22 protein-coding genes, 1 pseudogene and 1 riboswitch are annotated in these 19,184 nt (G+C 44.3%); of the genes and pseudogenes, 9 read left to right on the top strand and 14 right to left on the bottom strand.

Annotated elements, in window-relative coordinates; genetic code table 11:
* Positions 1-249: 249 nt before the first annotated feature.
* The 3 genes and pseudogenes from ABZM97_RS15320 to metK all read right to left on the bottom strand — a co-directional run.
* Positions 250-443 (bottom strand): annotated as a pseudogene (locus ABZM97_RS15320) (amino acid permease); the annotation flags it as partial.
* Positions 444-513: 70 nt separating this feature from the next.
* Positions 514-2,412 (bottom strand): asparagine synthase (glutamine-hydrolyzing), encoded by a 1,899-nt coding sequence (gene asnB, locus ABZM97_RS15325; RefSeq protein WP_202329155.1) that lies wholly within the window; start codon positions 2,410-2,412, stop codon positions 514-516.
* Between the two features lie 149 nt (positions 2,413-2,561).
* Positions 2,562-3,764 (bottom strand): methionine adenosyltransferase, encoded by a 1,203-nt coding sequence (metK, locus tag ABZM97_RS15330; protein WP_003229102.1) that lies wholly within the window; start codon positions 3,762-3,764, stop codon positions 2,562-2,564.
* A 168-nt stretch (positions 3,765-3,932) separates the two neighbouring features.
* A riboswitch (SAM riboswitch) is annotated at positions 3,933-4,071 on the bottom strand.
* A 196-nt stretch (positions 4,072-4,267) separates the two neighbouring features.
* Between metK and pckA the strand changes: the two genes are divergently transcribed.
* The gene (pckA, locus tag ABZM97_RS15335; protein ID WP_087992899.1) at positions 4,268-5,851 is read left to right on the top strand and encodes a phosphoenolpyruvate carboxykinase (ATP); all 1,584 of its coding nucleotides are present in this window, start codon (positions 4,268-4,270) and stop codon (positions 5,849-5,851) included.
* A gap of 38 nt (positions 5,852-5,889) precedes the next feature.
* Here pckA and ABZM97_RS15340 read toward each other — a convergent pair whose 3' ends face one another.
* Positions 5,890-6,132, bottom strand: a complete 243-nt coding sequence (locus ABZM97_RS15340) for a DUF2584 domain-containing protein (protein WP_003223304.1) — start codon at positions 6,130-6,132, stop codon at positions 5,890-5,892.
* A 51-nt stretch (positions 6,133-6,183) separates the two neighbouring features.
* Entirely contained in the window at positions 6,184-6,957 is a 774-nt protein-coding gene (locus ABZM97_RS15345; RefSeq protein WP_087992900.1) for a S9 family peptidase, read from the bottom strand.
* A gap of 148 nt (positions 6,958-7,105) precedes the next feature.
* Here ABZM97_RS15345 and ABZM97_RS15350 point away from each other — a divergent pair, with 148 nt between their 5' ends.
* From ABZM97_RS15350 to ABZM97_RS15360, 3 genes are read left to right on the top strand one after another with little or no spacing between them, the layout of a single operon-like run.
* Positions 7,106-8,110, top strand: a complete 1,005-nt coding sequence (locus ABZM97_RS15350; RefSeq protein ID WP_087992901.1) for an ABC transporter substrate-binding protein — start codon at positions 7,106-7,108, stop codon at positions 8,108-8,110.
* A gap of 12 nt (positions 8,111-8,122) precedes the next feature.
* Positions 8,123-8,905 carry an ABC transporter ATP-binding protein gene (locus ABZM97_RS15355; protein WP_087992902.1) on the top strand — a complete coding sequence of 261 codons (783 nt, stop codon included), beginning with the start codon at positions 8,123-8,125 and terminating at the stop codon, positions 8,903-8,905.
* Positions 8,880-9,692, top strand: coding sequence for an ABC transporter permease (locus ABZM97_RS15360; RefSeq protein WP_087992903.1), 813 nt, complete (start codon positions 8,880-8,882; stop codon positions 9,690-9,692). Before ABZM97_RS15355 ends, ABZM97_RS15360 begins: the two co-directional genes overlap by 26 nt.
* Positions 9,693-9,879: 187 nt before the next feature.
* Here the strand turns inward: ABZM97_RS15360 and ytkD are convergent, their stop codons facing one another.
* The 3 genes from ytkD to ABZM97_RS15375 all read right to left on the bottom strand — a co-directional run bounded on the left by ytkD (position 9,880) and on the right by ABZM97_RS15375 (position 11,575).
* A complete protein-coding gene (gene ytkD, locus ABZM97_RS15365; RefSeq protein WP_087992904.1) occupies positions 9,880-10,356 on the bottom strand; it encodes an RNA deprotection pyrophosphohydrolase in 477 nt (158 codons plus the stop codon).
* Positions 10,357-10,567: 211 nt separating this feature from the next.
* Positions 10,568-10,972, bottom strand: coding sequence for a holin family protein (locus ABZM97_RS15370; protein ID WP_014114879.1), 405 nt, complete (start codon positions 10,970-10,972; stop codon positions 10,568-10,570).
* 165 nt (positions 10,973-11,137) lie between these two features.
* Positions 11,138-11,575, bottom strand: a complete 438-nt coding sequence (locus ABZM97_RS15375) for a Dps family protein (RefSeq protein ID WP_087992905.1) — start codon at positions 11,573-11,575, stop codon at positions 11,138-11,140.
* A 122-nt stretch (positions 11,576-11,697) separates the two neighbouring features.
* Here ABZM97_RS15375 and ytzI point away from each other — a divergent pair, with 122 nt between their 5' ends.
* Positions 11,698-11,838, top strand: a complete 141-nt coding sequence (ytzI, locus tag ABZM97_RS15380; protein ID WP_176365300.1) for a YtzI protein — start codon at positions 11,698-11,700, stop codon at positions 11,836-11,838.
* On the opposite strand, the gene ABZM97_RS15385 is transcribed toward ytzI, so the two are convergent.
* Together ABZM97_RS15385 and ABZM97_RS15390 are read right to left on the bottom strand one after the other, a co-directional pair.
* Positions 11,832-12,269, bottom strand: coding sequence for a FixH family protein (locus tag ABZM97_RS15385; RefSeq protein ID WP_087992907.1), 438 nt, complete (start codon positions 12,267-12,269; stop codon positions 11,832-11,834). The genes ytzI and ABZM97_RS15385 overlap by 7 nt on opposite strands.
* Before the next feature lie 119 nt (positions 12,270-12,388).
* Positions 12,389-12,862, bottom strand: a complete 474-nt coding sequence (locus ABZM97_RS15390; protein ID WP_087992908.1) for an S-ribosylhomocysteine lyase — start codon at positions 12,860-12,862, stop codon at positions 12,389-12,391.
* 127 nt (positions 12,863-12,989) lie between these two features.
* On the opposite strand from ABZM97_RS15390, the gene yidD reads away from it, so the two are divergent.
* A complete protein-coding gene (yidD, locus tag ABZM97_RS15395; RefSeq protein WP_087992909.1) occupies positions 12,990-13,217 on the top strand; it encodes a membrane protein insertion efficiency factor YidD in 228 nt (75 codons plus the stop codon).
* Here yidD and ABZM97_RS15400 read toward each other — a convergent pair.
* Both ABZM97_RS15400 and ABZM97_RS15405 read right to left on the bottom strand, forming a co-directional pair.
* The gene (locus tag ABZM97_RS15400) at positions 13,214-13,777 is read right to left on the bottom strand and encodes a carbonic anhydrase (RefSeq protein ID WP_087992910.1); all 564 of its coding nucleotides are present in this window, start codon (positions 13,775-13,777) and stop codon (positions 13,214-13,216) included. The two genes, yidD and ABZM97_RS15400, sit on opposite strands and share 4 nt — an antisense overlap.
* Positions 13,778-13,893: 116 nt before the next feature.
* Entirely contained in the window at positions 13,894-14,142 is a 249-nt protein-coding gene (locus tag ABZM97_RS15405) for a type B 50S ribosomal protein L31 (protein WP_087992911.1), read from the bottom strand.
* A 206-nt stretch (positions 14,143-14,348) separates the two neighbouring features.
* On the opposite strand from ABZM97_RS15405, the gene ABZM97_RS15410 reads away from it, so the two are divergent.
* Genes ABZM97_RS15410 through ABZM97_RS15420 form a run of 3 tightly spaced genes read left to right on the top strand, consistent with a single transcriptional unit; the run spans position 14,349 to position 16,975 of the window.
* A complete protein-coding gene (locus tag ABZM97_RS15410) occupies positions 14,349-15,680 on the top strand; it encodes a cytochrome ubiquinol oxidase subunit I (protein WP_087992912.1) in 1,332 nt (443 codons plus the stop codon).
* Between the two features lie 42 nt (positions 15,681-15,722).
* Entirely contained in the window at positions 15,723-16,763 is a 1,041-nt protein-coding gene (locus tag ABZM97_RS15415) for a cytochrome d ubiquinol oxidase subunit II (RefSeq protein ID WP_087992913.1), read from the top strand.
* Between the two features lie 53 nt (positions 16,764-16,816).
* Complete coding sequence (locus ABZM97_RS15420) at positions 16,817-16,975, top strand: DUF1540 domain-containing protein (RefSeq protein ID WP_087992914.1); 159 nt, start codon at positions 16,817-16,819, stop codon at positions 16,973-16,975.
* Between the two features lie 18 nt (positions 16,976-16,993).
* On the opposite strand, the gene mntD is transcribed toward ABZM97_RS15420, so the two are convergent.
* Together mntD and ABZM97_RS15430 are read right to left on the bottom strand one after the other, a co-directional pair.
* Positions 16,994-17,881, bottom strand: a complete 888-nt coding sequence (gene mntD, locus ABZM97_RS15425; protein ID WP_202329153.1) for a manganese ABC transporter permease MntD — start codon at positions 17,879-17,881, stop codon at positions 16,994-16,996.
* Positions 17,871-19,181: a metal ABC transporter permease gene (locus ABZM97_RS15430; RefSeq protein ID WP_087992942.1), complete on the bottom strand. Its 1,311-nt coding sequence runs from the start codon at positions 19,179-19,181 to the stop codon at positions 17,871-17,873. Before ABZM97_RS15430 ends, mntD begins: the two co-directional genes overlap by 11 nt.
* Positions 19,182-19,184 lie beyond the last annotated feature (3 nt).

The raw sequence follows: 19,184 nt of genomic DNA on the forward strand, positions 1-19,184 counted from the left end.
TTCGTCTTACTTTACCATTTTTCAAATTATGTTTGAAAGCAATAACCATCGGTTACCCGGGCGTAATGACCGTTCGGGTTTTGATTTTTCCATCAAACATTCACATATGGCATCAAACGTATGACTTTTATCTTATCATAAAACATGATTCACAACTGTAGGCAGCCGCTCAAAAACACATTCCTATTCTTTCCTGTTCTTGATTTTCTATGAGCACACACAAAAAGAGCTCACTGTGAGCTCTTTTTGTCAACTGATATTTCGTTCGCTGGCAATAGACATTTTTCTTATGGAAACCTTTTGCATAATACAGCAAGTAAGATGAGAAACCAAACCGGTCCGACAATCACGGATCCTCCTGTATCAGAACTGTAAGCCATAAGAATAAAGATAAATGCTAAAAATGCCAATGATATTTAAGACGCAAACAGAAAAAAACGGATTGGTAATCAATAATGATGGAGAAATAAAGGTATCATAACAAGGCTTTCGACGAATCGAAAGCCTTGTCTGTTACACAAAGATGACTTCTTTAGGCTGATGGTTCAGCTCTTCAGGCATATAGCGTTTTTCGATATTGATGCTATGCCAGATCATAAAGATCAGTACAGTCCAGATTTTACGGCTGTTATCTGCCTTGTCCGCACAATGGTCTTCAAGAAGCTGCAGGACATACTCCTTGTGGATATAAGCATCCGTTTGGCTTTCCTGAATAATATTCCGCACCCATTCGTTCATTTCGTTTTTCAGCCAATGACGGATCGGTACAGGGAAACCGAGCTTTTTGCGGTTTAATACGTGTTCAGGCACAATTCCTTCAGCGGCTTTGCGAAGAAGATACTTCGTCGTGCCGTTCTTCGTTTTCAGCTCATCAGGAATTTTCGAAGCAACATCAAATACAACTTTATCCAAGAATGGCACACGGAGTTCTAAAGAATTCGCCATCGTCATTTTATCCGCTTTTAACAAAATGTCCCCGCGCATCCAAGTGTGGATATCGACATACTGCATTTTATTAATATCGCTGTATGAGTTGCTCTCTGTAAAGTAAGTCTTCGTCACATCGCGATATGAAAGGTTCGGATTATAATGCTTCAGCAGCTGTTTTTTGACAGACTCTTCGAAGATCTTCGCGTTACCGATGTAACGATCTTGAAGCGGTGTGCAGCCGCGTTCAAGCAGGCTCTTTCCTCTCATGCCCTCAGGCATGACAGCCGCAACGTGCAGAAGCATCTTTTTCAGGCCGGACGGAATGCGTTCAAACGGTTTAAGGGATAGCGGCTCACGGTAAATGTTATATCCGCCGAAGAGCTCGTCCGCACCTTCACCTGATAAAGCAACCGTTACATGTTTTTTCGCTTCTTTTGCAACAAAGTACAATGGAATCGCTGCCGGATCAGCAAGCGGATCATCAAAATGCCATACGATCTTTGGAAGCTCGTTCATGTATTCCTCAGGCGAAATGACTTTGCTGATATTCTCAATGCCTAACGCCGCGGCGGTTTCTTTCGCTACATCAACTTCACTGAAGCCCTGCTGCTCAAATCCGACAGAGAATGTTTTTAAGCTCGGATGCAATTCCTTCGCTACAGATACAATAAAGGAAGAATCAATTCCGCCAGACAGGAATGAACCGACAGGAACGTCACTTCTCATATGAACATTTACAGAGTCATAGATCGCGTCTCTAACTTCTTTCACAAGCTTATCTTCTTCAGTCTGAACTGGTTTGAAGTTCGCTTTGAAATACGTTTTGAATGTGATATCGCCATCTGGGCGGATTGTAAACTGTGAACCCGGCTCTATTTTTTTCACATTGGCATCAAGCGTGTTTGGTTCAGGAACGAATTGGAATGACATGTACTGCTGCAATGCCTCTTTATCTATTTCAATATCATTTTGAGCAACCATTAAACTTTTTCTCTCTGAGGCAAAATAAACCTGATCATTGATCGTTGTGTAATACAATGGTTTAATGCCGAACGGATCTCTTGCTCCATACAGCACATGATCGTTTTTATTCCAAATCAGAAAGGCAAACATACCGCGCAGTTTGGACGCGGCTTCTTCTTTGTAGTGACGATAAGTCGCAAGAAGAACCTCTGTGTCCGAATCCGTGTTGAATGTATACCCCTTTGCTTCAAGTTCTTCTCTCAGTTCAATATAGTTATAGATTTCTCCGTTAAAGATAATCCAATAGGTTTCATCTTCATATGATAAAGGCTGTCCGCCATTTTCTACATCAATAATGCTGAGCCGTCTGAATCCGAATCCAACGTGCTCATCATGGAAATATCCATCACTGTCAGGACCGCGGTGAACGATCATTTGGTTCATTTGTTTGATTAGTTCTTCTTGATCAGCGGTTTGAGCTAACGGATGCTTGTTAAAAACCCCGACAAATCCACACATAGTATTGCCTCCATAATTAAAATTGTCATCATTGAACCCCTATTTATAGACGCTGTGAATAGTATTTGGTTTCACAGTTATGTAAAAATATAAACATGAATACAACGATAAAAAAAGGAAAGCCGCTTAACCAGTAAGCGGCTATAAAATTATTCTCCTAACGCTTCTTTGCGCAGCTGCTCCGCTTTGTCTGTACGCTCCCACGGAAGATCAACATCGTGACGTCCGAAGTGGCCGTACGCAGCAGTTTGTTTGTAGATCGGACGGCGTAAATCAAGCATTTTGATAATGCCGGCAGGTCGTAAATCAAAGTTATTGCGAACAACTTCAATCAGTTTTTCCTCAGAAGCTTTTCCGGAACCGAATGTGTTGATTGAGATTGACACAGGCTGTGCAACACCGATCGCGTAAGCAAGCTGCACTTCGCAAGAATCAGCAAGCTCAGCCGCAACGATGTTTTTCGCAACGTATCTCGCTGCATAAGCAGCAGAACGGTCTACCTTCGTCGCATCCTTGCCTGAGAACGCGCCTCCGCCGTGGCGTGCATAGCCGCCATACGTATCAACGATGATTTTGCGTCCTGTAAGTCCCGCATCCCCTTGAGGGCCTCCGATAACGAAACGTCCTGTAGGGTTGATGAAATATTTTGTTTCTTCATCAATCAGCTCTTCAGGAACAACCGGATTGATAACATGTTCTTTAATGTTGCGCTGGATTTGCTCAAGCGTAATTTCAGGGTGGTGCTGAGTTGAAATAACAATCGCGTCAATACGGACAGGTTTGTTATTTTCATCGTATTCAACGGTTACTTGTGTTTTGCCGTCAGGGCGAAGGTACGGAAGAATATCTTCTTTACGGACTTCACTCAGGCGGCGGGCCAATTTATGAGCAAGTGAAATCGGAAGAGGCATAAGCTCTTTCGTTTCGTTGCACGCATAACCGAACATTAAACCTTGGTCACCCGCACCGATCGCTTCAATTTCTTCATCGCTCATTGTGCCTTCACGGGCTTCAAGCGCTTGGTCTACACCCATCGCGATATCAGCAGACTGCTCGTCAATTGATGTTAAAACCGCACAAGTTTCCGCATCAAATCCGTATTTCGCACGTGTGTATCCGATTTCTTTAATGGTTTGACGAACCGTCTTCGGAATGTCAACATACGTAGATGTTGTGATCTCTCCGCTGACAAGAACCAAACCGGTTGTCACTGACGTTTCACAAGCCACACGCGCGTTAGGGTCTTTCTTTAAAATTTCATCTAAAATGCTGTCAGAAATCTGGTCGCAGATTTTATCCGGATGTCCCTCCGTAACAGATTCTGATGTAAATAAACGACGATTTTTACTCATGATTTGCTTCCTCCTGCACAAGGCCTCCCGATAGACCTTGTATATATGATACGGAACTCGCTCCCTCTTATACAATGTAACGTTATATTAGAGAATGTTAATTGGCATATTTTATGAAATAAAAAAACCTTTTCCATCGAGGAAAGGGTTTGGTCTTTGTGCCTTTCACTCTTATCGCTCAAGGAATCATACAACCTTGCAACAGGTTAGCACCTTGGTTGTCTCACACAGCTGAACCTAATAAATAACAGAGAAACCGGTTGCTGGGCTTCATAGGGCCTGTCCCTCCGCCAGCTCGGGATAAGAGTATCCGCTCAATGAAATATCTTATCGTAAAAGGGTTTGCAATGTCAATATGATTCAGAAGAAATAGGCACCTATATCAAGGGAAAACAATGGAAACGCACACACAAAAAACGATAAATAGTATAGACTATTTGAAAATATATGTTATACTAATTCACAATTAGCAAAACACAAAAAACGATAAAGGAAGGTTTCATATGAACTCAGTTGATTTAACCGCTGATTTACAAGCCTTATTAACAAGTCCAAATGTGTGTCATAATTTATCAGCAGCACAGCTTACAGAAAAAGCACTGTCCCGAAACGAAGGCATTTTAACATCCACGGGTGCCGTTCGGGCGACAACAGGCGCTTACACAGGACGTTCGCCTAAAGACAAATTCATCGTGCAGGAAGAAAGCACGAAAAATAAGATCGATTGGGGTACGGTGAATCAGCCGATTTCAGAAGAAGCGTTTGAGCGGCTCTACACAAAAGTTGTCAGCTATCTGAAACAGCGGGATGAGCTATTTGTTTTTGAAGGATTTGCCGGAGCAGATGAAAAATACAGACTGCCGATTACCGTCGTGAATGAGTTCGCTTGGCACAATTTATTCGCCAGACAGCTGTTTATCCGCCCGGAAGGCCATGATAAGAAAACAGTTGAACAGCCGTTTACCATTCTTTCCGCTCCGCATTTTAAAGCAGATCCAAAAACAGACGGCACACATTCCGAAACGTTTATTATTGTCTCTTTCGAAAAGCGGACGATTTTAATCGGCGGAACAGAGTATGCCGGAGAGATGAAGAAATCCATTTTCTCTATTATGAATTTCCTGCTCCCCGAAAGAGATATTCTATCCATGCACTGCTCTGCCAATGTCGGTCAAAAAGGCGATGTCGCCCTTTTCTTCGGACTCTCTGGAACAGGTAAGACCACCCTGTCAGCCGATGCTGACCGCAAGCTGATCGGCGACGATGAACACGGCTGGTCTGACACAGGCGTCTTTAATATTGAAGGCGGGTGCTACGCCAAATGCATTCATTTAAGCGAGGAAAAGGAGCCTCAAATCTTTAACGCGATCCGCTTCGGGTCTGTTCTCGAAAATGTTGTTGTTGATGAAGAGACACGCGAAGCCAATTATGATGATTCCTTCTATACCGAAAACACGCGGGCGGCTTACCCGATTCATATGATTGACAACATCGTCACACCAAGCATGGCAGGCCATCCTTCAGCCATTGTATTTTTGACGGCTGATGCATTCGGAGTCCTGCCGCCGATCAGCAAACTGACGAAGGAGCAGGCGATGTACCATTTCTTGAGCGGTTATACGAGCAAGCTTGCTGGAACCGAACGCGGTGTAACGTCTCCTGAAACGACGTTCTCCACATGTTTCGGCTCACCATTCCTGCCGCTTCCTGCCCATGTCTATGCTGAAATGCTAGGCAACAAGATCGATGAACACGGCGCAGACGTTTTCTTGGTCAATACCGGCTGGACCGGCGGCGGCTACGGCACAGGCGAACGTATGAAGCTTTCTTACACGAGAGCGATGGTCAAAGCAGCGATTGAAGGCAAATTAGAAAATGCAGAAATGACGACTGACGATATTTTCGGCCTGCATATTCCGGTTCACGTTCCCGGCGTACCTGATCAGATCCTTCAGCCGGAAAACACATGGAACAACAAGGAAGAATTCAGAGAAAAAGCGATCTACCTCGCAAATGAATTCAAAGAGAATTTTAAAAAGTTCGCACATACAGATGCCATTGCGCAGGCAGGCGGCCCTCTCGTTTAAAAAGCAAAAGCCAAGAGCATTTACGCTCTTGGCTTGTTTTAATTGACAGAATGCAGGGACGTCAGCTTGTACGTAATAATGGTCCGGCCGTCTTCCCATTGAAGCTTCTGCACTTCAGCTGTGCCCGACTTTTCGCCGAACTTTGTTTTACGCACGTCCATCGGAATCTCCATCGGATACACACGATATCCGTCTTTTTCCAACGTGAATATATTTTCATCTATGCGAACTTCTTTTCCTTTTGTCACAATCAGTGTATTAAATTCAACAGGCATTCCCAAAGTGAAATCCCCTTTCGTTCTCTTTTTTCTTTATCATAACATATTTCACCGTCAGCGGTTTTTCATCCATTGTGTCAGCTGCCGCACGATACGCCGGTTTTCTTTTGGCGGAAAATAATGTGTGAATTTACTGTAGTACCACGTCTCCACCGGCTTATGCAGCTGTTTTAGCTTCTCTTCAAATAAATAGGAATGCCGAATCGAAACATTTTGGTCTTTTTCTCCATGGATTAACAGCACGGGAGCCTGAATTTTGTTTATTTGGTCAAACGGTGTTCTCCATTTATATGCCTCAGGCACCTTTTTCGGTGTTCCCCCGATGACTCTTTTCATCATTCGCCGCAAATCGTGCCGCTCCTCATATGTAAGGATCATATCGCTGACGCCTCCCCAGGAAACGAATGAAGCCGCATGCCGGCCCATTTCAATCGCAGTGAGCATTCCCATCATTCCGCCGCGGGAAAAGCCGAAAATATGGATTCTGTCCTTTTTGACATTCGGATGCTGCTGAAGCAGGCGAAAAGCAGAAAAAGCATCCTCCCTGTCTTCTCCGGCAAAATCCTCGTTGCCCTCGCCTCCTTGATTTCCTCTGTAGAATGGAGCAAACACAACAAATCCTTGGGACGCAAACTGGATAATCCGGCCCGGCCGAACCATGCCCACGCTTTTAATCCCGCCGCGCAAATATAAAAATCCGTCATACTGTCCCGGTGCCGCCGGCTCAGCAAGAAGCCCCTTTATCCGTAAGCCATTTGAAAGATAACAGATCGTATACAGATGCACATGCTGACTTGGCGACGGAAATCTTCTTTTCTCAACAATCAAAGCAGCCGCCTCCTTTTCTATATGTTTTCCTTACTCTAAACTTACATCCGGCGAACCTGATTAGGCATTCACACATTTTTATACCCATCATACGATATGTAAAGCAAAAAAGGATATTAACTTGATGCTAAATAAGGAGGTTGTCTATGTGAACAAATGGTTAAGGCTGGGATGCGCCTGTGTCGGCAGTATATTTCTGATGATCGCTCTGGCAGCTTGCAAGCAGGAAGAAACACTCACCAAAGTCAAAGTAGCCGAAGTGACCCATTCGATTTTTTACGCGCCTTTATATGTCGCTGAGTCTAAAGGATTTTTCAAGGAACAAGGGCTTGATGTCAATGTAAGCACGACATGGGGCGGCGACAAAACGATGACCTCGCTTCTTTCAAACGGCTCCGACATCGCCCTTGTCGGATCAGAAACATCTATTTATGTCGAAGCGCAAGGAGCTAAAGACCCCGTCATTAATTTCGCCCAGCTGACTCAGACAGACGGAACGTTTCTTGTCGCGAGAGAAGATGCTGAACACTTCGACTGGGATCAGCTGAAAGGAAAAACGTTTCTCGGCCAGAGAAAAGGCGGCATGCCGCAAATGGTCGGCGAGTATGTACTGAACAAACATAAGATTAACCCGCATAAGGATGTTGATCTCATCCAGAACATAGACTTCGCCAATATCGCCAATGCATTTGCTTCTGGAACCGGCGATTATGTACAGCTCTTTGAACCTCAAGCTTCGCTGTTTGAGAAAAAAGGCATCGGCCATATCGCGGCTTCGTTCGGAGAAGAATCAGGCCAGGTTCCTTATACGACTTTTATGGCGAAACAAAGCTACCTGAAGAAACATGAAGACACCGCAGTCAAGTTTACAAAAGCCATTTATAAGGCACAGCAATGGGTGGAAAATCACTCTGCGAAAGAAATCACAGAAGCCATTAAAGGAGAATTTGATGATACCGATCCAGAAGTCATCGAAACATCCATTGACCGCTATAAAAAACAGCATTCGTATTCGCCGGACCCTCTGCTCAACGAAAAAGAATGGGAGCTGCTCCAAACCATTATGGATCAATCGGGAGAACTGCCGAAGCGCATTCCATACAATCAGCTTGTAAATAAACAAATTGCCGAAAAAGTCACCTCGGAAAAATAGGAGGCGCCATCTATGTCTTTCTTACATGTCGACCATGTAACCCATACTTATTTTTCTATTAAAGAAAAAACGACGGCCGTGCGGGATATTCATTTCGAGGCCGAAAAAGGTGATTTCATCTCATTTCTCGGCCCAAGCGGCTGCGGAAAAACAACGCTGCTTTCCATTATCGCCGGCCTGATTGAGCCAGCGGAAGGCAGAGTTCTGATTGAAGGCAGTGAGCCGAATCAAAAAGAACATAACATTGGCTACATGCTTCAACAGGATTACTTATTTCCCTGGAAATCTATCGAGGAAAATGTGCTTCTCGGTTTAAAAATCGCCGACACGCTGACGGAAGAAAGCAAGGCTGCTGCACTCGGTCTATTGTCTGGGTTCGGTCTCATAGATGTGGAGAAAAAATATCCGAAAGAGCTGTCGGGCGGTATGCGCCAGCGGGCCGCGCTTGCAAGAACTCTTGCGCCAAATCCAAGTCTGCTTTTGCTGGATGAGCCATTTTCCGCGCTTGATTTTCAGACAAAGCTTTCATTGGAAAACCTGGTATTCCGCACATTAAAGGAGTATCAAAAAACAGCGGTGCTTGTCACTCATGATATTGGGGAAGCGATAGCGATGAGCGATACGATCTTTTTATTTTCAAATCAGCCGGGCAGCATTCACCAGATTTTTACGATCCCTAAAGAATTGGCCGCGATGATGCCTTTCGACGCCCGTCAGGAGCCATCCTTCCAAACGCTGTTTCAAACGATATGGAAGGAGCTGAATTCTCTTGAGAAACAGCAAAGAAACCATTGATCTGCTTCACGAGCAATATCAATTCAAACAGAAAAAGGAAAAACGGAATGTCTATTCCTTTCAGCTTGCCATATTTATTCTCTTTTTCTCGGGGTGGGAAATCTCCAGCAGGCTCGGCTGGATCGATCCGCTGATCTTCAGCTCTCCATCAGCTGTATGGAACTTATTGCTGGAGAAGCTCGGTGACGGGTCTTTACTGTCACATATCGGCGTCACTTTATTTGAAACAGTGCTTGGCTTTTTGCTTGGGACGTTTATGGGTACGTGCCTCGCTGCTTTGTTATGGTGGTCCAACCGGCTTGCGAGGATTTTAGATCCGTATCTCGTTATTTTGAATGCAATGCCGAAAGTGGCTCTGGGCCCGATTCTGATTGTCGCGCTCGGCCCCAGTTTGATCAGCATTATTGCGATGGGGGCCATCATCAGCGTCATTATCACAACCATCGTCGTGTACACCGCCTTCCAGGAGGTTGACGAAAACTATATAAAAGTTATGAAAACATTCGGCGCAACGAAATGGGGCATTTTTAAAGAAGTGATTCTGCCCGCATCCTCCCCCGCTATTATCTCAACTCTGAAAGTAAACGTCGGTTTATCATGGGTTGGCGTCATTGTAGGCGAATTCCTAGTTTCCAAGATCGGATTAGGATACATGATTATTTACGGTTTTCAAGTCTTCAATTTTACGCTCGTCTTCTTAAGCCTGCTGATCATCGCCATATTCGCCACTCTGATGTATCAGGGCGTAGAGCTGCTGGAAAAGAAATGGACGAAGGGCAGGACATAAAAAAACCCGGCACATGTGCCGGGTTTTCACCGTGTCGGCAAACCCTCGCATTCGTTGCCAGGCCTGCGCTTCGGTGCTCACGTAAAAAAGATCATCGGCTATACGCTAGAGCGTCCTTCCTATACTTCAAGGTTTTCAATCACGCTGAAAAATGACAAAATCAGAAAACCTGATACTGCCGGGGTTTTTATTCAATCCAGCCAGCTTCTTTCAATTTTTTTAAACTGATCGGAAGAACGGAATCCTTCATAATAAAGCTGAATTTTTTATTACGGGAAAGGTTTTCCGGCAGCTGATGAAACAAAACCGGACCTTTCGTTTCAAAGTAATCAGCTTGCTTTTCAAGCTTTTCTACATCTGCAAAATATATATTTTTCACAATCACTTTTTCTTTACCGAGAACTTTATACTGTCCGAGGTACTTGAGGCTTTTCACTCTCGCACCCGTCTCTTCCTTTACTTCCCGGAGCGCCGCTTCTTCTGCGCACTCCATTGGCTCTACTTTCCCGCCTGGAAACTCATAGCCTCTGTCCTCATGTTCTGTTAAAAGCCATTTGCCGCCAAAACGGCAAATCACCCAGACATGCTTCGGGCTGTCCGAGAAAGGCTGATCGTCAAAGGAAAGCTGAACAGTATTCTGATAATAATCTTTAAACTCGTACATGTTTATCCCTCAAATCCGTTCCTAGCTATCTTCCATACATCATACCACAGTTATGTTTCTTCGGAAGCCCTTTAACAAAAAATAAGGGAAACCCAGCACGCCATCAGGGTCTAAAAGCATACAGACTAGCTCGTACAGTTTTTGCCTTGCCTTTTGCCAAGATGTGCGACTGACGCTCTGGGCTTTATTATGACCTGTGAATAGCTAAAAGTTACGGTTTGCGCTTGAATTTATTTTTTAACGTTTCTAAAAGATCGACAAGCATTTGAGGAACCGGTATGCCGAGAGAGCTGGCTGTCACTACAATTTGCACAGATTCATAAAGAATATAAAACATAATAGCCAAGTCACGTATTGACCCCTGTGTATTCAGCAGCTGATCAAAAAAGTGGCATACAGAGATCAGAGCCAGCGTGACTAATTTTTTAACAAGCCGGGCAAATACCTTTTTAAACGCCAACTTGTGAATAATCGTTTCCTTCAAGGTCGTACTGATAAATTCAATTGCCATAAGAGAGAGCAAAATCAGGAATGAATACTGAAAACCGCCAAAGAAAAAACCCGCTGCTGAAACGCTGACTGCTAAAAACGAAAAGATGCCAAAGTCTCTATCCATTATCCCAACATCCTTTCACAGAAACGGCCTTACGATATTCTATGGAAAACAAGCCGAACGGATTGGATTTTTCAGAAAAATGGACTGGTTGTCGCCTATTTTTTCAGATACAACATCAAAAGCCGGACGTCTTATATAAGACATCCGGCCTTTCTTTTTTTGAATTTATCCTAGGTAAGCTTTCAGCATCCAGTTGTGTTTTTCAATATTTTGATGGATCGCCAGAAGCATATCCCCTGTTGTTTCGTCACCAACTTCATCAGCTAAATCCATGCCGCTTTTAAGCTCTTCCGCGATGACTGTGAAATCATCATATACACTCTGAACCATTTGTTCAGCTGATTCATTTCCTTCCGCTTCTTTTACAGAAGCCGTTTCCAAGGATTCCTTCATTGTCGCAATCGGTTTTCCGTTCAGCGCCAAAAGACGTTCTGCCAAGTCATCAATATAAGTTGCTGTTTCGTTATACAGCTCTTCAAACTTTTCATGAAGAGTGAAAAAATCTTTCCCTTTCACATACCAGTGATAATTATGTAGTTTCACATACATGACTGTCCAGTTGGCTACTTGTTTGTTCACTGCTTGAATCAATTGTTCTGACATGATTATCTTCCTCCTTGTTTATATGAATATATATACCCTCTATATCGTACGCTAAAACCTCTTTTTTACCCTTATCTGTTTTCACTATGTTACAATTGTTAAAAAACGGGAGGTGGAATGTCATGACGCTTCTCATTACGGTAAGTATGTTGATTGTGCTGGCTGTTTTGCTTATAACCATTTGGTCGACTGTGAAAGCCTATAATGTAAAGCACACCATTGATCCTCCGCAAGAAACTCGTTCTGATTCAAAAAATCAATGATTGTGTGAATGCTCGTCTTCAGACTGATTGCTGACAGCATCGGCGTTTCCGACTTGGACTTTTATGGTCGGCATGCTATGCTGTTTTTTTGCTGTGACATGGGATTGGACAGTGTATACACCATCTTCCTTAAACGTTGTTTCCAATCGGTATAAGCCTTTTTCTTGCTTTGCTTTAAACATGTGGCTGGCGTCTTTTTCTCCTTCTTTCCACACTTCAAACTCCACTTCATCGGCATCCGTCACCGCTTCGTCGCCATATGATACCGCTGCTTCATAAGCGGCGCTTTCTCCGGCATTTACTTTTTCAGGGCCGGTCAGTTTGACATCCAATACCTCCGGCGTCTCAGCAGTATTTGCTTTGTTTTCATCAGATCCGCACCCGTTAAGCAAAAAAGCAGAAAAAAGCAGAAAAATCCACATCTTTTTCATGCCATCACCCTTTCATTGTTTACCTAAATAGTAGCAAACGCTTACAACAAATGGTACACAAAATATGAGACGTCACAAAAAAGACCTTTTTGCTTAAGCGCAAAAAGGTCTTTTTATATTTAGCCAAATACTTTTAGCAATTCTTCTTTATTCTGTGACAGCCAGAAACGCATTAAACGTTTAGCGCCTTCCAGATCATGAAGCTTCGCCTGTCCGCACTGCTTTTCATTCGCAGCCGGAATTTCGGTAATCTCTACCGCTTCCTTCATTGTGTCTTCAAGCAGATCAGCGATTTCCGCAGGTGTCGGCTCTCCGCTCACAACAAGATAATAGCCTGTTTGGCAGCCCATTGGAGAAATATCAATAATATCAAAATGATCATATTTCTCAGCGTGAGAACGAATCGTAAACGCGAGCAAATGCTCAAGTGTGTGAATGGTGTCAGGTTTCATCGCCTGTTTATTTGGCTGGCAAAAACGAATATCAAATTTATTGACAACGCCGTCTGTTCCTACTTTATGCACGCCGCAATGTCTTACGTATGGAGCAACAACCGCATTATGATCAAGCTCAAAACTTTCTACTGAAGGCATAATGGCACTCTCCTCTTTTTTTAAAATGTAATTTCATTATAACATACCTTTCCGATGAGAATTATCGAATAACTTTTCAATCTGTGTTTTTTTTCTTATACTTGCATCAGAAAGGTTGCTGAAACATATGAAAACCCTATTTATCGCTCTGATCAGAGGATATCAAAAATTCATCTCGCCGCTAACGCCGCCAACATGCCGCTTTTATCCGACTTGTTCCCAATATGGAATCGAAGCGATTAAAACGCATGGCGCTTTAAAAGGCGGATGGCTGACCATCAAACGGATTTTGAAATGCCACCCGTTCCATCCGGGAGGAGTCGATCCTGTTCCTGAAAAGAAACGAAAACATTAATCGTTATAGCCGTTTACGACAAGATCCAGTTTTCCTGTTTTAGGATCAATGACTAATCCATGGACAGGAACGTTTTCCGGGAACAGCGGATGATGTTTAATAACGTCTACGCTGTCTTTCACACTCGCTTCCACTGAATCAAAGCTTTTAAACCATTGATCAAAGTCCACACCGGAGTACTTTAATGTTTCGATGCGTTCTTCCGTAATTCCTCTTTCTTTGATTTTATCAAGCATGCTTTTGCTGCTGATTTTGCTCATGCCGCAATCGTGATGCCCGATCACACATACCTCATCGGCGTTCAGCTCATACACTGCGACAAGCAAACTTCTCATGATGCTTCCGAATGGGTGTGTCACAAGCGCACCGGCACTTTTAATGATTTTCACATCACCGTTTCTCATATTCATCGCATGCGGCAGCAATTCTACCAAACGAGTGTCCATACAAGAAAGAATCGCCACTTTTTTATCTGGAAATTTTGAAGTCTGATACTTTTCGTATTCCCTTTGATCAGTAAATGTTTTGTTAAAGTCGAGAATATCATTTAGCAGGCTCATAACTAGTTGTATCCTTTCTGGTCTTTTTACTCTTCAATATATCACAGTATTTGTCTTTTCGTCATCTTATCGAAAACAAACGAGGACAGAAAAAAAGACAAACCCTCAGGTCTGCCTCATTTCCCCATGTTATAGCGTTTTTTGAACTGCTCCACTCTTCCGCCTTTTTCATTAAATTTCTGGCGGCCTGTATAAAACGGATGCGTATCAGAACTGACCTCTACTTTAATGACCGGATATGTGTTGCCGTCTTCCCACTCTGCCGTTTCATTGGATGTTTTAGTAGAGGTGCTGAGAAAACGGTAGCCGCTGTTGACATCATGAAAAATGACTTTGTGGTTCTTTGGATGAATTCCTTCTTTCATATCTATCTCCTTCTTTCAAATCGTAATAATTACGTTTTATTCTATATTATCAAAAACGTTTTGTCAATCTTCTTACATCCTTCCCTGCGTTTCCATATCGTAAACCTCATGGGCATTTAAGAACAGGAAGAATAATCTAAACGAGGAAGCAAATAATAAACCCAAAATACATATAGAACGTCTTTTGAGAAAGGTGGTTTACGATTGTGGATGATTTAGTTTTGGCCAGAAGCCTTTTTGGCACGACAATGGGCTTTCATATCATTTTCGCAACGCTTGGAGTCGGTCTGCCGCTCATGATTTTAGTGGCTGAATTGATTTATCAAAAAACGAAAGATGACCATTATGCGATCATGGCGAAAAGATGGACGAAAGCACAAGCCGTTTTGCTGGGGGTCGCCATACCGACCGGGACGATTGCGGGCACCCAGCTCGCGCTTTTATGGCCGGGATTTATGGAAGTCATCGGCCGAGTCATGTCCCTCCCGTTTCAAATTGAAATCTATGCTTTTTTTGTGGAAGCCCTATTCATGTCGATTTACGTATACGCCGCAGACCGCTTATCACCGGCTATGAGGATTGTTGCCGTTTTCTTTGTATTAGTCGGAGCGGCAGCGTCAGCTGTTCTCATCACGAATGTTCACGCCTTTGAAGGCACGCCTGCGGGTTTTAAAATGGAAAATGGAAAAATTACTGATGTTGATCCGTGGGCCGCGTTTTTCAACCCGAGCTTTTTTATCACCGCCGGCCATGTCGTGGTGTCCGCGTTTATGACGGGGGCCTTTATCGTCGCTTCTGTTGCCGCATACAAGATGATCCGGTCGCAAAAAAAGGAAAACATCTATCGCTTTCACCGGAAAGCGCTTTTGCTTTCATTGACAATCGGCGGTATTTTTTCATTGTTGACGGCATTGAACGGCCACGAATCAGCTCAGATGCTGCACGAATACCAGCCCGAAAAATTAGCCGCTGCAGAAGGTTTGTTTGAAACAACGTCTCACGCCCCGCTTGCGATCGGCGGTTTTACCGACCCGAATGAAGAAAAAGTAAAATGGGCCATCGAAATTCCATGGGCGTTAAGCTTTTTGGCAGCCGACCGTTTTGACACTGTTGTGAAAGGATTAAACGCGTTTCCAAAAGACGAATGGCCGCCGCTGTTCGTTCACACGCTGTTTAATGCGATGGTCGGAGTGGGTATGCTGCTTATTCTCTATTCCATTATCGGTGTGGTATGGAAAAAGGTGCTGAAGAAAGACCGTTTCCCAACGTGGCTTTTGGTCATTTTTATGACGGCAGGCCCTTTTAGTATCATCGGCATTGAATTCGGCTGGATTTTCGCCTGTACAGGGAGGCAGCCATGGGTCATCTATCATCTCCAGAAAACATCGGATGTGGTGACGACGACCGGCTCGATCGGGATCCTTTTCTTATTTTTCACATTTGTTTACGCCGTGTTAGGCGCGGCTGTCGTTTACGTGCTGTTGTACTATTTCCGCAAACACCCGGTTGACGAAGATTTAAATACAGCGGATTCGTAATGGCTCCGCAAACAGGAAACCAAACGGAAGGAAGATCGACAAATGGACATTACAACTGACGCTCTGATCGCCATTTCAATTATCTGGGGCTTTGTGTTTATCTACGCCGTCATGGCGACAATGGATTTCGGAGCGGGATTTTGGTCTATGATCTATTTAAACAAGGAGCACATGAAGGCCACCGATATTGCGAACCGATTTCTGTCCCCGACTTGGGAGGTCACAAACGTCTTTATTGTGGCCATCGTCGTGGCGCTTTTCAGCTTTTTTCCGGGCGCGACATTTGTGCTCGGAACTGTTTTATTAATTCCCGGCAGCATGATTTTACTGTTTTTAGCGATCCGAAGCGGCTTTCTCGTTTTTTCAAACACAGCGAAAGAACGAAAAACGCTAAGATATATTTCCGGAATCTCCGGTTTTCTCATCCCGGCTATATTAATTTTGGTTCTCCCTGTGACACACGGAGGGTTTATCGAAAAAACGGACGGAATCTATAATTTGAATATGTCTAAAATCTTTTCAAGCCCGAACGCCTATTCATTCATGGGGTTTGCGATTTTAAGCACTTTATTTTTGTCCTCGCTTCTGCTTGCTGATTTTTCAAATGTAGCGGAGGAACAGGATGCGTACAGCGCTTACAGAAAAAGCGCCTTGATTACCGGCCCGATTTCACTCCTGTTTGCTATATGCATTATGCTGACAATGCGAAATGAAGCCAACTGGCTGTATAGCGGCATGATGAATGATCTCTCCTGGATAATTGCATCGTTTATTACATTTGTCATTGCGGGAATCGCTCTTTTTCTGCCTAACAAGAGCTTTGGCCAAAACATCGGCAAACCGCGGCTAGCACTTGTCGCGATTGCGGTACAGTATTTTCTCGCCAGCTACGCGTACGGGCGGGCGCATCTTCCGTACATGATTTACCCTGATGTGACAATCATGTCGGGTTTTACAGAGCCGGCAACGTTCAGAGCGCTGTTTGCGACGTATATCGTTGCATTTATCATCCTTTTTCCCGGCTTCTTTTTCTTCTGGAAAATGTTTATGAGGGATAAGCGTTATATCCGCCAGGAGGAATAGAGGACAAGTCTGCCGGCTATACTAAGCCAGAACCTTTATAAGGAGGGGATGGCATGGAGCAGAAAATTCTATGCGAAGTCAACAACTGTTCTTATTGGGGCAAAGGAAACAAGTGCACCGCTGATGCCATTTATGTGGTCAGCCATACTGGTGATACGGCTGACAACAGCCGGGAAACCGACTGTAAAACGTTTAAGCCGCATGATTTGTAATCAAAAGAAAGAGCTGCATCAGCCAGCTCTTTCTTTTCGCATGTTCAGTGTTCTTATCTTTTTTGTCACGACCCCGTTTGCAGGTGAGAACAATAAGGCGCCTGCATACCATACACCTGTCATGGCCGCCATCGCTCCGGAAATCGAAACATTAAGCCACGTTGCGAAGAAATAGCCCATGACAGCCGACAGCCCTCCAATCACAGCGCTGAGAATCAGCATATACAGCAGCCGGTCTGTCAGCAAATGAGCCGCAGCAGGCGGGACAATCAGCATAGCCACAACCAATACAGCCCCCACCGAATCAAAAGAAGCAACGGTCGTGAGTGAGAGCATGCCCATTTGCACATAATGAATCAGCAACACGGGTATCCCCAGCGCTAAAGCCATTTGCGGATCAAACGAAGCGATTTTGAACTCCTTATAGCACACACTGATCAACACTACATTTAAAACCAAAACAGATGCCAGCATCCAAAACGCTTTCGGCCCGATGTCAGCTCCGAATATCGTGATCGTATTCCACGGCACAAAAGCGATTTCTCCCATCAACGAGTGCTCAATATCGAGATGGACATTCGCTCCATACACAGATAGCAAAATGACGCCCACCGCAAATAAAGATGTAAAAACAACGCCTATAGCGGCATCTGATTGAACCCCCTTGCTGTGGAGAAGCTGAACCAAAAATGCCGTTAACAATCCAGATACGGCCGCGCCGATAAACATAGGTATCCCGTCAAGACTTCCTGTCACAAGAAAAGCACTGACGATGCCAAGCAACACTGTATGGCTGATCGCGTCGGCCAGCATCGCCATTCTTCTCAACACAAGAAAGGTGCCGATCAGCGCGCAGCTTACACCGACTAATACACCAGTAGCTATTATCCACGCTTCAAAACTCATTTGCGATTTGTCCCTTCTCTGAATCAGAAGATGCTTTTTTTTGAAGCTCAGGCATCCGTCCATACAGCTTTAAGAGTGAAAAAAGCCGCTCTCTCGTTTCCTCAGGCAAACGATCCGGGACAAAATGCTCCTGATCGAATTCTATATTCGCTAGCTCCATTTCATGCATGAGGTACACTTCATACATTCGATGCTTCAAAGCGATGTGATAGCCTTTTTCTATTCCAGCTCGTGTCATTTGCCAAATCCCATTTTCAACACGCACGATGCATCGCTCTTTTTCTAATTCATTCAATACCTTATGGCATAATGAAGGGGATAGCCGCCTTTTCTTTCTTACACCTTCAGCCGTTACATAAAGATCGTTCTTTTCATACTGCTCGTAAATCGTCAGCAACACCTGGTCCCGGCTTGTTTTGCGCCGCAGCCTGATCAGCCTTATTGCTTTTGCTGCCAATCCACGCTTTGGCGCGCAGATCATTGAAAATAGAAAGATCATCGTTGCTGATAAGATCATTAATGGCCCTGTCGCCATACCCTTCATCGTCGTGCTAAGCAAGGTTCCGGCTACGCCGCTTACACCGCCTATGAAACCGGCAATGACCATCATTCGGGTTAATCGCTCGGTCCAATATCTTGCAGCTATGGCAGGCGTAATCAGCATAGCTGCCATTAAAATCACCCCAACTGTCTGAAGCCCGATAACAACAGCACAGACGATCAGGGAAGACAAAAGCCCGTTTAAAAAACGCACCGGCATTCCCAATCCCTTTGCAAACGCTAGATCAAAAGTAATCAATGTAAACTCCTTAAAGAAAACAATACAAAGCAGCAATAAAACTGCGGATATTCCTGCAATCAGCATGATATCCCGCCTGACCAATGAAGCCGCCTGGCCGAATAAAAAAGAATCAAGCCCGCTTTGGCTTCCCGTCCCTTGTTGCTGAATATATGTCAGCAATATGATTCCGACGCCAAAAAACACCGAGAGAACAATCCCGATCGCCGAGTCCTCTTTTGTTTTTGAAAGCCGCGGAATCAGCTGAATACACCACGTTCCAAGCAGCCCGGCAATTGCTGCCCCAAGCAAAAAGAAAGGCAGTGATTTTTGCCCGGTGAACAGAAAAGCGAGACACACTCCCGGCAGAGCTGAATGGGCCATCGCATCACCGATTAAACTTTGCTTTCTCAGAAGCACAAAACTGCCCAAAACCCCGCTTGCCGCTCCGAGCAAAAGCGTACCCGCCAGCACCCACTGTGTATTCGGATGCTGGAGCTGCAGCCACAAACTTTCAAACAATGC

It is taken from the genome of Bacillus vallismortis (assembly GCF_040784915.1).
Lineage (GTDB): Bacteria > Bacillota > Bacilli > Bacillales > Bacillaceae > Bacillus > Bacillus subtilis_G.